The sequence below is a fragment of the Anaerocolumna xylanovorans DSM 12503 genome, assembly GCF_900143645.1.
Lineage (GTDB): Bacteria > Bacillota > Clostridia > Lachnospirales > Lachnospiraceae > Anaerocolumna > Anaerocolumna xylanovorans.
This window is the reverse complement of the sequence record NZ_FRFD01000004.1, coordinates 462,922-475,510: the sequence shown is the minus strand read 5'-3', so window position 1 is coordinate 475,510 and position 12,589 is coordinate 462,922. Positions and strand designations below refer to the sequence as shown.

The window sequence follows — 12,589 nt, the reverse complement described above, 5'->3', positions numbered from 1 at the left end:
CCAGGCAGTCCTCTGTATTAAGTATTTAACGTTTCTCGAGGTCGGAATTAAGTTTGGCTATATTGAATAATGGCGAAAAATAATAGGGAGCTTTTGTTATTATAAGAGTAGTGTAGTAATGCCACCGAAAAAACAGATTAATAAGCAACAGATTATTGAAAAAGCATTTGAAATAGTTCAGAGTGAAGGTTATGAATCTCTTACAGCAAGAAAATTGGCAAAAGAGCTTAGCTATTCAACACAACCCATATATCAAACTTTTAGTGACATGAAGGAACTTAAAATTGAACTTATCAAAAAAGCACAGGAAAAAATGATAAGCTATATCATGGATACAAGTGATAGGACATTACCTTTAGTGTTGGCATCCATTCTTGCATATATACGATTCGCAGGAGATGAAAAGTATCTCTTTCAATTGATTTTTACATCCGGCGGTTTGAATTTAGATAAAATTAACGAACTTGGTACGGGAGATATTAAATTGGATATAAATATGATTGTATATGCAAATGGCATAATAATGATACTGGCATTCAATTCGTTGCAAATTTCAAATGAGAAGATAAAGGATATGCTTATACATGCATATAAAGTATTTGAGGGCGATAAGTAAATATGGGAGTGTTCTTTTATGGTGATATCAGATGAAGAAATATAATTAAAGTAGTTCTATTATGCTGCATATCTAGCGGTTTAGTTGTCCTTATAGGTATAATATTATGGATTTTGCTTCTTGTTGAAAATCACCAGGATAAGGTACTTAATGAACAAGCCATACAACAAAGGGGGAAAAATGGAGAAGACTAAAATTGACAAAGAAAGAACGTGGATATTTTCACCGGTCAATAATATAGTAATAAAAGTTGATATAAAAGGCAATATCTTAGAAGAACAGCTAAAAGAAGCTATTAAAGACGTTGTTTATCATTGTGATATGTTGCATCAAAAAATCGTAGTGGATAATGAAGGCAATGCTTATTATGGGAGAGGGGAGTTTTTTGAACCTGTTGTTAAACCTATGAAAATTGATTGGAAGGAGGTGGCTAAGGAGCAGGAAAAACTTCTTTTTGCAATTGATAAGGGTGAATTTATTCGTTTCTTTTATAGCAGGACGGAAACAGGAATAACTATTTTGATAATTGCACATCACATCGCAGGTGATGGCATTTCACTTACATATTTTGTACAGGATATTATGCGCTCCATATCTGGAGTGAAAATTGAACATAAGAAGTTAGAATTATTTAATATGGAGAATCTACCCAAGGAAGCGAGGTTACGAGCTCCTACAACATGGTTAATGAAATACATGAATAAAAAATGGGACAAAACTGGAAGGAAATTTGATTTTAATGACTATTATAATATGTATCATCAGTATTGGAATAACCGCGAAACGCTAATTGATACTTATTATCTGGAAGATGAAATTTATGACTCAATATGCAAGTATTCAAAAGAGAATAAAATAACAATAAATACTATGATAATGACAGCATTAATATGGGCAAGTGGCGAGTTATGTGATGTGGGAATGGCAGCAAGTATAAGGGAAAAGAGTTTTACCGGAATGGGAAATTATGCAACCGGAATTTCAGTGAAGTATCAGTATAATGAGAAGCGAAATTTTACCCAGAATGCAAGAAATGTACAAAAAATTATATATGATAAATTAAATGATGCATCGAAGAAATATTTTTTACTTCAATTTATGAGGAATATTAAACCGACACTCATTGATGCGGTTTACTTTAGTGCATGCAGTGGCTATAATAATAAAGTTGCAGTGACATTTAGTAAAATGTTTGGATATAATGGAAATCCTAAAGGAATTAGTGTAACCAACCTTACTAAATTACCCATAGAGACCAAATATGGAGCCTTAGAAATTAAAGATTTTGTTTTTGTACCACCGTTAGTATTGAATGCAAAGAGAATTATTGGTATAGCATCTATCGGAAAGAGAATGGTATTATCGCTACATTTAAATAATGATGCTGAAGCAGAAGAACATCGTAAATTCTTCTATAAGGGAATGGAATATTTAAAAAGTTTATAAGGTTTTGTGAAAATCATAAAATGCAAAAATAAGGCACTCTATCACGTGAAAATGATGGAGTGCTTCTTTTTTTCTTAAAATTGATAAAAGTGAAATGTTTAGTTTACATACCGCCTAATGTTTCTTGTATAATTTTAATACTACGTAGCAAAATATATTCTTCTGATTCGGTTAATGTTAGTTGTCCTCTTTGCCATTTTTGATATTGTAAATAAGAAGTTGCTATTATCATTGGCTTCATGAACTTACAGTAATCGCTGTTTTTCATGTAAATATTTCCGCTCTCAATATAATTTGAACCGCAACATGTTGGACATGCATCAGCTACTCTACATACACTGCATTCTTTACTTAACAAGTTTTTGGGTATTTCCTGTAAGAAAACTATTGTTTCCGCATCTCTTGCTTTTTCTTCACCTACAGCTAATGGTAAAAAGAATTGACATGGATAACATTTTCCATCAATATCATAAGTATGTATTCTTGTACCAACACCACACCATTTTTTTACGGTAGATTTATCTACATCATTAATTAGGTTAATTGGTAAAGATAACATACCACAAGGTTCAACATCTGGATTCTCTAAATAATAATTTACTAATATTAACAACTCTCTTTTAAGGACTTCTACCAAACTAGAATCTGACCAATCTATCCCAAATGCTAAATTGCAAGCAACACGAAATCCACTTGTGTGCAAGAATATTACCCCATCAGATAAGTTATTAAGTGACTTTTGTGATACTGTCATTTTTGCCTTTTGATTTTTCCAAGTCTGTGCAAAGAATTCTAAATCAATATCATCAAATGAGTTACACCGGTTATAATCATGCATTGACTTTGTACCATCTAAACTTATACCACAATTTATATTTTCTTTTCTATCATACAACCATTGTTTTATATCATCATGAACTAAGGTGCCGTTTGTAGATATGGAAATAGTAATGTTTTTCTTCCAATTGTTTCCGTAAATAAAATCATAAATTTTTCTGATTAAGTCAAAATTTAAAAATGCTTCACCGCCAAATAAATTTATAAATATATCATCAATCCCATCTTCAATTAAAAGTTCTTTTTCTAATATGTTTTTTGCTGTTAAAAAATCCATTGATTTTGCACTTTTATTATGTTCATAACAATAAATACAATTTAGATTGCATCTTTCTGTTATTATTAATGTAACAGAAGTAGCGATTTTCTTTGCCATAGTCTCTCCATCATTATCTATATTGCTTTTAATTTAGACAAAAAATAATCGTTTTCTAGTACTTAGCATTACATCCATCTTCACTTGTTCGCTCGCATGACCCTTCACAACTATTGTCGCAATCTGTTCCACACCATCCACAAGCAACTAATTCATCGTTTTGAGTGATTAAATACACATTCTTTTCAAGTTCTAAAATTCTCTTATTTAATTTTATAGACTCAGTATTATCTAGTAAAAAATTTTCCATGTATTTTTTCTCCTTTGTGTAGTTATAAAATAATAACATATTTATTAGTAATTATCAATGATGGATAGACAAAGCCTGTTTTTAGGAAGTTATTGTTGATTATTTTATAAGGCGGATTATAGTAACACAAAATCAAAGTTTTTTCGATTTGAGGAGTTTCTTATTAATTAAAAAAGTCAGTATTTTTCCGGTAGTAATTTACTGACTTTGGTTGGCAAATGCTAGCGGTTATGATAATCTTAAATATTATCAGGACAATGGATATAACGGATTAAACTTTGAGCGCCCCGCATATTTGCAGATGTGTGCGTTGCAATCATTCAACGCAACTGATAAATCAAGAATAATTCCGGTAATAAACAAAAATCCTGACAATCAGTGGTATGGTTCAAAAGGCGGAGCAGATACGAGGGACAGCATATTTTTATTAAGCGTTGAGGAAGTAGTGTGCCAACATTTTGGTGATAGCAGTTCAAAACTACAAAACCGAGGAAAAAATCAAAGATATTGGTTTGCAAGAAAAGATGAAAACAGCAGTAAGCGAATAGCAAGACTTGGGGCTAATAACCGAATTAAATTTAGTCTAAATTATAATTAAACTTTATTTGTACATAAAAAGTAAAGCAGTTGGGTAGCTAAACTGATACAATTACAATCGAAGGGGGAATATAATTGAACTGTTTTGAGGAAACGGAATTTATAATTGATTACATTGAGAACAGCATTTATGATGTTGATATATCTGATATTTCAAGACTAACAGGAATTCCGTGCGGATTGTATCAGAGAATATTCTCATATGTATGCGGTATTTCATTTACCGAGTATATTCGTAAACGCAGGCTTTCTATAGCAGGATTTGAGATATTAAATAACAGCGACTATGTAATTGATATAGCGATGAAATCCGGATATGATTCTCAGTCTTCATTTACCAGAGCATTCAAAGAGCATTTTGGTGTTCCGCCGACAAGGCTCACGAATGATATTTACCAAAGAAGAGCATACGGACGTTTCTCCTTTCACAGTAATGACGAAACTTATTATGTAATGAAAGGAAGAAGAATTATGGCTGATATCGTGAAAATTGAGTATTCAGAAATGGACGAAAGAATGCTTATCGGTATTTCAAAGACAGAAGCAGGAGTAAAAGCAGCACCTGAATTGTGGAAGGTGTATTTTGAAGGTGAATTTTCAGAGAAGCTTGGAAGGCTTGAGGAATATCAATGTGATGATATGACCGAAGATTATATAGGGATAGGATATGCTGCTGATTTTATAGATGATAAAAGTCTTGGCAGTGAGTATGTTGTTGGTAGATATTTTAAATGTGGAACCTTTGTCCCGGAAAATATGGTATGCAGGATAATACCGAAAGGTACTGTTGTAAAAGCGCAGATTAAAGGTAAAAACATAGATGATATTATCTATAATTCGTACGTTCTAATTAATGATATGGTTCAAAAAAATGGCTATAAACTTGATTATAATAATTTCTACTGGTCGGAGGTTTATACTTATGAAAGATACTGCAACCCTGCCAATAACGGCGCAGATGAGCTGATTCTTGACTGGTATATGCCATGTATAAAAGAGAGAAATCCAGATATAAAGGAAAAGGAGAAGAGGGATGTATTATGATAAATTGTTTAAGAACTTTCCAATAATTGAAGACGATGATATTTTAATGAAGCAGATCGAGAAACAGGACTTGAGTGATTATGTAGAAATAAATATGAATGAAGTACTTTATCGCTTTAAACCCGGCGAGCCTCGAAAAACCATTGCTGCTGTTGAAAATATTATAGGGCATCATGAAAGGGATTTTTATAAAAAGATAATTATCAATTTGGGGATATATTTAAAGAAAGATAATAATAAAATGGTAGGTGTTGCTGAACTTTTTGATTTTGATACAAAGGTCAGTGCTGCTACTATTGGATATACTTTGAACCAAAATTATTGGGGAAAAGGTATAGCAACGAAGACGACAGCATTGCTGCTCAATTATCTTTTTAATGAAATAGATGTAAATCGGGTTCAAGCTTTTGTAATGCCTCAAAATGAAAAGTCTAAGAAGGTACTTTTACGGAATGATTTTATAAAAGAAGGCACAATTAGGCAAGGCAACTATTGGAAAGGTAGAGGCATTGTAGATTTGGAATTATATTCAATATTAAAACCTGAATACTCTTATAAAAAGAGTTAAATAAAACAATACCAGTTAAATGAAAATATAAGCAGAATGATATTATTTCTGAAATAAAGAGAAAATACAATGGATTTTGATAGATAATGATTCTATACCTTTGCAGAACCACAGAAGTAGTATGCTGGAATTATCGGGCAAACACATCTGTGGTTTTTGCGCTAGTATACATAGAAAATGGAGGATTGAAATGGATTATAATCAAATTGTTAGATAATGGGAAGAAAACAGCAAGTGATAGAAATGCAGATTGGGAACGGTATATAACATGGAGTGGAAGAAGAGATTTGGCTAGACTAAAAAATAATCCGAGTCTGTGAAAGTTTTTCTGTAAATAAGGTTTTATAAGGTCTTCTATGGAAAATATTATATCATAGGAGGCCTTTTATTATGGCAAGAGAAAAGAAACCAGTACACAAGGTACAAATGACAGACGGAAAACGCAACATCATCCAACAGCTCCTACAGGAGTACGATATCCAGTCCGCAGAAGATATTCAAGACGCACTTAAGGATTTGCTAGGCGGCACCATCAAAGAAATGATGGAAACGGAAATGGATAACCATCTTGGCTATGAAAATAGAAGAAGTGAAAAATAAAGGAGAACATGCGTTAATAGTTCCACCATATTATTGGGGAATTAACCATTGTACCGGTGGATTTCCAGAAACTTTTTCTGTGAAGCAAATTATAGAATCATTAAAGGGTTGAGTATAGAACCTTTTTATAGTACTATAAAGTATAAGGTGACAATAGTTTACAGCATTGAATAAAGTTATTTATATTTAATTTACACTGGGGATAATAACTGATTAATGATGGTAAAAACATTATTACAAAATAGTACAAATAGCAATGATAAGCAATTATTTTTTGGCATAAAAAGCAATTTATATTTTGAACAACTTTATGTTAACTTATGTAAATAAAATTGGAGATAAAAAGTACAATAGTTGGATTAAAACAGTTAGAAGACGCCGAAAGAGACGGCGATAAAATATATGGTGTTATTAAGGGTATTGGTGCTTTTGGAAAACGCAGATATGCATGAGGTCGTACATACATGAAGAAGATATTACAATGCTTTTGGAAAGATAAAAAGGCTAATAGAGGAAGTCTTGCAGTCCTGATGATTACAGTCATCCTGTCAACCACCGCTGTATTTGGAGTGATTAACGCACTGCCGCTGCTTAAGATGGCCATAGGGAATGATATGAAGAATGCTTCCTACGGCAGAAGTGATTTCGTGGTAAATGGACTTGAGTATGAGCTTTTTTCATTGGGCAATATCAAAACAGAAGCAAAAGTTACCGGTATCCTGAATTGGTATGGTATTTTAAAGGATGGCGGAGAAAAAAAGTGTGAGATTGCCGCTGCCGATTATTCAGTATTGCCTGAAGTATTTGATATCAGGATGGCAGACGGAGAGTATCTGGAATCGGATACCAAGGGTGCAGTGATTACAAAATGGCTGGCGGATAAGTTGGCACTGAAACAGGGGGATGTACTTAAGATAAGCATCAATGACAAGCAATATTCTTTTACAGTTTCAGGTATTGCCTTAAACCGGGGATTATTTGCTGACAGCACATATCTTATACTGCTTCCAAAGAACAAATTGGACACTATCCTTGGAGTCGGTACAGATGATGTAAATATCGCTTATATTTATGACTGCGATGCTAAGACAGCATCATCTGATATTGGAGTACCCGATAATTTGCACCTGAAAAAGGTAGTGGATGAAGATATCATAAATTCCGAAATCAGTTTGTATGCCCTGCTTCTGGTATTTATCCTGATATTCGTTTTTCTGATTGCTTTTTATATCATATACAATGTGTACAATATCTTTGTTGTGGAGCGCGCAGGTTATATAGGTACTCTCCGCAGCTGTGGAGCCACAAGAAAATATATAAGAAAAGTTTTTATTACTGCCAATATCATAATCTCTGCTATATCGGGTATGATTGGTACTTTACTCGGAGGTACGGTCATATGCTTGTTTGCATGGAAGGTTATGTCAGTTAATTATTTGAAAGAAGAAGCGGGTTATATGCTGGTATCCTTTGCTGTTACGATGTTTTTCGCTATTGTGCTGGCAATGGTCTCTATTTCGATACCGCTTAATCATGTATTGAAATATTCAGAGCGTGCTCTTCTGAATAATGAAATTGAAAAGAATAAAACAAGAATTTCGGCTGTACCGGTCGTGGCTTTTGCCATTACCTTATTTCTATGGGGCCTGACATCCATTTGGAATACCGGGAATCTGCTTACGGAATGCATCATATTTATGCTTTTTATCGTAACATCTATTATTGGAATCAGATTTTTTGTATACTTTATGGATAGGATTGTTGGAAAGAGAATAGGAAAAGGACCGTTGCTGATTGCGGCCAAGAATGTGATTCATAATATATATGTCCAGAAGAATATTACACTAATTGCCGTCTTGTCCATTCTTCTGATACTGGTTGGAAGCCTGTCCTATAGTGTACTGAAAGGATTAACGAGTTTTTACAATAATTATAAATGCAATGCATATTTTGAGACTTACACTTATTTTGATAAAGATGATCTGCAAAAAATAAAGCAGATAGAGGGGCTTGACAGAAGTTACCCATGCATATCCAAAAGGATGATGATTCAAAAGAAGGAAAGTGTGTCTTGTTTCATTGAGGATAGTCCTGAAAAATTCAGTGATGAATTTTTAGAATTTAATATCAGATGGAAAGATTTTTCACAAGATGAATTTGCTAAGGGACGTTATTGTATTCTCTCGGATGTGTTATCGAAACGATATAATCTTAGCGCCGGTGATTATGTAGAAATCAGCAGAGAAAATATAGAGGAGAAATATCAGATAGCCGCGATATGCTATACCACAATAGAAAAAGGGAACTTCATTTTTCTGTCAACCTATGATATCCCGTTTGAGAACTGTACAAATCCCAATCTGATTCTTGCTGATTGTGACAATGTACCTGATTTCTTTGAAGGACTGGAGGCTGCATTTGCGGACAGGACGCTTTTTATGACCACAGTGGAGGATAAGATCAAGGAGGATGAAGAAAGCTCAAAGAGCCTGATTGCAATGTTTATGGCCTTTTCCTTATTTGTCGTTTTGATTGGTGTCCAGGGGATTTATAATAATTTTAAATTAAGTTACATAAACCGTAAAAAAGAATTTGCTGTGATGATATCAAACGGCTACAGAATGCAGAAGCTATTTCAGATTATATTCATTGAAACCATACTGTGCAGCCTGGCAGGCGGTATCATTGCACTTATATATATTCAGTTCTACCGGAATGCAATAGTGGATATTATGTTCCTGATGGACCTGGCATTACCTTTAATCAATAAAGCATGGATTATAGTGACGCCGGTTCTGCTCTGCATTGCAGCTTCGTTGGTCAGCATATTAGTTTCATGCCGGCAGATAAGCGGGATCAAAAAGAATATGATTAATATTCTGAAGATATAAGCATGATTTAATAACATGTATACGGGGAGGAAAAATGGATATCATCACTGCTGAAAATGTATATAAAGAATATGGTGTGGGACAGAATAAGGTGCCAATTATAAAAAACATCTCATTGTATATAAAAGAAGGCGAATTTGTTTCCGTTATCGGGCCTTCCGGATCAGGCAAGAGTACATTATTATATCTGCTAAGCGGGATGGAACCTATTACAGACGGGAATGTCAGAATATTGGGGCATGACTTAAGTAAGATAACGGACAAAGAAATAAGCAGAATGCGTCAGGAGAAAATTGGATTCATATTTCAGTTTTATAATTTGGTGGCTGAAATGACGGTAGATGACAATATCCTGCTTTCTAATTTGATCGGAAAGGCAGAGATTAATAAACAGAGGCTGGAAGAGCTTTTGGATTTAGTGGGTTTGAGGGAGCACAGAACAAAATTTCCTAATGAATTATCAGGAGGCCAGCAGCAGAGGGTTGCAATAGCACGGGCTGTTTATAATAATCCTGCAGTAATATTCGCAGATGAGCCGACGGGAAATCTGGATACTAAAAACAGTACGGAAGTCATGAAACTGCTGAAAAAGATTAATGAAAAATACAATACTACGATTATTCAGGTGACTCATGATGAACAGCAGGCGAAATATGCAAACAGGATTCTAAGAATAGAAGATGGTGAAATAGTATATGACAATACAGGCTTTTAGGATGGAGAATTAAGATATGCATCTTTATATAATGGAAATACAGGATTACAACTGGTGTGACCAGGATGAAAGATTCCTTCCATTTGTGTCTTGTGAAAGAAGAGATAGAATTAAAAGGTACATATTTGATATCGATAAAAAACTGTCCCTGTATGGAGCACTATTGATTCGGACAGGGATTATTAAAAAACTAAACTGTGAAAATAACAGTCTTAAATTTGCATTAGATGAATATGGGAAACCACATTTGTTAAACAACAGAGATTTATATTTTAATATGTCCCATACAAGAAATGCAGTGATATGCGGAGTAGCGGATGTTCCAATCGGTGTTGACATAGAAAGAATAGCAGAACCTTGTTATGATATTACCGAAAAATGCTTTCATAATGATGAAAGGGCATTGTTGGGAGCACAAGGCAATGAGCAAAAAGAACTGTTTTTTAAGTTATGGACACAAAAAGAAGCGTATACAAAATGCAGTGGAGTGGGAATCTGCCAGGATTTGACTAAAATCAATGTTCTGGATAAAGAAGTTCAAGAGAAAATTATTACAGGCTTTTATGCTGATTATGTATATTCTGTTTATTTGGAAAAGTCCATGGAAGAAGTGAATTTGGTAAAGATGACAGTCGATAGTTTAGCGGAGATTTTTATGCGGAAGCACATTGATGGCAGAAGCATTAAGAATGTTATGAGGTATTAGAATAAATATTAAGCCTGAATTATTCACCATAATTCAGGCTTAAATATTAATATAAGGTCAATTTATATGATTTACAGGAACGGTGAATGGAGGAGTATAGTTTGAGGCGGCATCTGCCTGGAGAACAGTTTAAAGATGAGCCTGTCTGGAAATGTAATGTAGTTGACAGAGAATCTGTCTTGTATTAATATATAGTTATCATATCTGTTTAATATGAATTGTGATGGAAATATTGTTTTGGGAACCTGAATTATCTATAATAAGGCATTTCACACTTTTCATTCCGGCAGTACTGCAGCTTGCGAGCAATCTGCTGGCAAGCTTGCGATATGCATGGGGATTAGGAGAAGGATATATGGTAAACGTATCACTTACATTTTCAAAGATTTGTGACAATATGGATGGTAAGATACTGGTGAAAAAGGTATGCAGGGAATGCCAGAAAATTGAACGGGTCAAGCTTTTTGACAGCAGTCAAACGCAATTTGAAAAAGATATTGTTTATATTGGGACCGTTGATGATTATACATTCATGAAAAATTCGGAGGTAAATGCCATCCTCTGCTCGGACCATGGTACCGTAACCGAAACAGAATATCAGCCAGGCTCGAATATTGTTATTATTGAAAGCAGTAACGTTGCAAAAACATTGAGTGATGCTTTGGATATTATTTTTAATTTCAATAAAGTTTTACCGGTTTATCAGGATCTTATGAAAACAATCCTTGAAAATGACCCCATTCAGACAGTAGTAAATAAATGCGAAAAAGTATTGCAAAATCCTATTGCAGTAATGGATTCCAGTTTTAAGCTCCTGGCCTGGACCAGGGATACGGAAGTGGAAGATGTTTATTGGAATGAAATTATCGAGAATGGATATCCGTCACTTACTACAATAACCTCGATCCAGAAAGCAAATGGCTACAAAAGCTTTATTCAGCCCAATATCATTGAACCTGTACAGGAAGCCGATGTACGGAAAATTTTGACGAGGCTTCAGGATGGAAAAAATAATTTGGGTTATTTTGCTGTTTTGGAAGTAAAGCACAAATTTAAAGACTTTGACTTGGAATTGGTGAATTTGATTTCGAAGATCATTGCAAAGATATTATCCTATCAAAATACAGAAAATAATAAGTGTGATAATGACAGGTATGAACAGATGATTATCGATATCCTGGATCACGGACAAATAAGTGAGAAACAGATAGAGAAACGGCTGCCCTATTTGAAATGGAATTTTTCAGACAGGTACTATTTGCTGACGATTGATATGACAGAACGGGATAATTTTGATACATTAAGCTGCTATTTCAAGAACGCTGTTAAGAAATTATATCCTTCCTGCAATTTGCTGATTTATAACCAGCAGATTTTAATCATTGATGGACTGGGACCGGTATTGTTAAAGCCGGAAGAAAGTTATCTTAAGCCCCTCAAAGACTTGCTGGTGAAATGCGGACTGCACTGCGGTATCAGTAATGGCTTTTATAATATCATACAGTTGGGGACATATTATAAACAATCCCTGTTGGCGATTGAGCTGGGAGAAGCGGTGGAAAAGCCCGGTACATCCATTTATTATTACAGCAATTATGCCCTGCTGTATATGATACGGGTTTGCAGCAGGCAGGAAGACTTAAGATACTTTTGCCATCCGGCGGTTATTCAGCTGCGTGAATATGATTTGTCAAAAGGGACACATTATATCGAAACGCTGGAGGCGTTTTTAAAATATAATAAAAATTCTTATCTGGCGGCGGACGCAATCTATATACATAGAAATACAATGGTCTATCGAATTAATAAAATTAAAGAAATTACCGGACTGAATCTGGAGGAACATGAGGTTCTGGACTTAATGGTATCCCTTGAGATATGTAAATATGAGAAACTATAATAAAACTTAAAGGGATGGGAAATAGAATAAAAAGAATATCAAT

11 protein-coding genes and 1 pseudogene are annotated in these 12,589 nt (G+C 34.2%); 10 read left to right on the top strand and 2 right to left on the bottom strand.

Features of this window, described 5'->3' with window-relative positions; all coding sequences use genetic code 11:
• Positions 1–118 precede the first annotated feature (118 nt).
• Positions 119–616: a TetR/AcrR family transcriptional regulator gene (locus tag BUF11_RS08270; protein ID WP_073588350.1), complete on the top strand. Its 498-nt coding sequence runs from the start codon at positions 119–121 to the stop codon at positions 614–616.
• Positions 617–796: 180 nt separating this feature from the next.
• Positions 797–2,062 carry a condensation domain-containing protein gene (locus BUF11_RS08265; protein ID WP_073588349.1) on the top strand — a complete coding sequence of 422 codons (1,266 nt, stop codon included), beginning with the start codon at positions 797–799 and terminating at the stop codon, positions 2,060–2,062.
• Positions 2,063–2,165: 103 nt separating this feature from the next.
• Here the strand turns inward: BUF11_RS08265 and BUF11_RS08260 are convergent, their stop codons facing one another.
• Positions 2,166–3,275 (bottom strand): radical SAM protein, encoded by a 1,110-nt coding sequence (locus BUF11_RS08260; RefSeq protein ID WP_073588348.1) that lies wholly within the window; start codon positions 3,273–3,275, stop codon positions 2,166–2,168.
• 55 nt (positions 3,276–3,330) lie between these two features.
• Positions 3,331–3,525, bottom strand: a complete 195-nt coding sequence (locus BUF11_RS08255; RefSeq protein ID WP_073588347.1) for a hypothetical protein — start codon at positions 3,523–3,525, stop codon at positions 3,331–3,333.
• A gap of 211 nt (positions 3,526–3,736) precedes the next feature.
• Between BUF11_RS08255 and BUF11_RS25040 the strand changes: the two genes are divergently transcribed.
• The 8 genes and pseudogenes from BUF11_RS25040 (at position 3,737) to BUF11_RS08210 (ending at position 12,546) form a co-directional block, all read left to right on the top strand.
• A complete protein-coding gene (locus BUF11_RS25040) occupies positions 3,737–4,123 on the top strand; it encodes a DUF6273 domain-containing protein (RefSeq protein ID WP_330393865.1) in 387 nt (128 codons plus the stop codon).
• A 74-nt stretch (positions 4,124–4,197) separates the two neighbouring features.
• Positions 4,198–5,166: a helix-turn-helix transcriptional regulator gene (locus BUF11_RS08245; protein ID WP_073588346.1), complete on the top strand. Its 969-nt coding sequence runs from the start codon at positions 4,198–4,200 to the stop codon at positions 5,164–5,166.
• Positions 5,156–5,734 carry a GNAT family N-acetyltransferase gene (locus BUF11_RS08240; RefSeq protein WP_073588345.1) on the top strand — a complete coding sequence of 193 codons (579 nt, stop codon included), beginning with the start codon at positions 5,156–5,158 and terminating at the stop codon, positions 5,732–5,734. Before BUF11_RS08245 ends, BUF11_RS08240 begins: the two co-directional genes overlap by 11 nt.
• Positions 5,735–6,124: 390 nt before the next feature.
• A pseudogene (locus tag BUF11_RS08230) lies at positions 6,125–6,313 on the top strand (IS256 family transposase); the annotation flags it as partial.
• A 485-nt stretch (positions 6,314–6,798) separates the two neighbouring features.
• Complete coding sequence (locus tag BUF11_RS08225; RefSeq protein ID WP_073588342.1) at positions 6,799–9,225, top strand: ABC transporter permease; 2,427 nt, start codon at positions 6,799–6,801, stop codon at positions 9,223–9,225.
• A 34-nt stretch (positions 9,226–9,259) separates the two neighbouring features.
• A complete protein-coding gene (locus BUF11_RS08220; RefSeq protein ID WP_073588341.1) occupies positions 9,260–9,940 on the top strand; it encodes an ABC transporter ATP-binding protein in 681 nt (226 codons plus the stop codon).
• 16 nt (positions 9,941–9,956) lie between these two features.
• Entirely contained in the window at positions 9,957–10,646 is a 690-nt protein-coding gene (locus BUF11_RS08215; protein ID WP_073588340.1) for a 4'-phosphopantetheinyl transferase family protein, read from the top strand.
• Between the two features lie 355 nt (positions 10,647–11,001).
• The gene (locus tag BUF11_RS08210) at positions 11,002–12,546 is read left to right on the top strand and encodes a PucR family transcriptional regulator (RefSeq protein ID WP_175562014.1); all 1,545 of its coding nucleotides are present in this window, start codon (positions 11,002–11,004) and stop codon (positions 12,544–12,546) included.
• The last annotated feature ends 43 nt before the right edge of the window (positions 12,547–12,589 follow it).

What these genes read in the sequence shown, in the direction of transcription:
- BUF11_RS08265 (WP_073588349.1), top strand. Translation starts at nt 797, where the DNA reads ATGGAGAAGACTAAAATTGACAAAGAAAGAACGTGGATATTTTCACCG.
- BUF11_RS08215 (WP_073588340.1), top strand. Translation starts at nt 9,957, where the DNA reads ATGCATCTTTATATAATGGAAATACAGGATTACAACTGGTGTGACCAG.
- BUF11_RS08210 (WP_175562014.1), top strand. Translation starts at nt 11,002, where the DNA reads ATGGTAAACGTATCACTTACATTTTCAAAGATTTGTGACAATATGGAT.
- BUF11_RS08260 (WP_073588348.1), bottom strand. Translation starts at nt 3,275, where the DNA reads ATGGCAAAGAAAATCGCTACTTCTGTTACATTAATAATAACAGAAAGA.
- BUF11_RS08225 (WP_073588342.1), top strand. Translation starts at nt 6,799, where the DNA reads ATGAAGAAGATATTACAATGCTTTTGGAAAGATAAAAAGGCTAATAGA.
- BUF11_RS08220 (WP_073588341.1), top strand. Translation starts at nt 9,260, where the DNA reads ATGGATATCATCACTGCTGAAAATGTATATAAAGAATATGGTGTGGGA.
- BUF11_RS08255 (WP_073588347.1), bottom strand. Translation starts at nt 3,525, where the DNA reads ATGGAAAATTTTTTACTAGATAATACTGAGTCTATAAAATTAAATAAG.
- BUF11_RS08240 (WP_073588345.1), top strand. Translation starts at nt 5,156, where the DNA reads ATGTATTATGATAAATTGTTTAAGAACTTTCCAATAATTGAAGACGAT.
- BUF11_RS08270 (WP_073588350.1), top strand. Translation starts at nt 119, where the DNA reads ATGCCACCGAAAAAACAGATTAATAAGCAACAGATTATTGAAAAAGCA.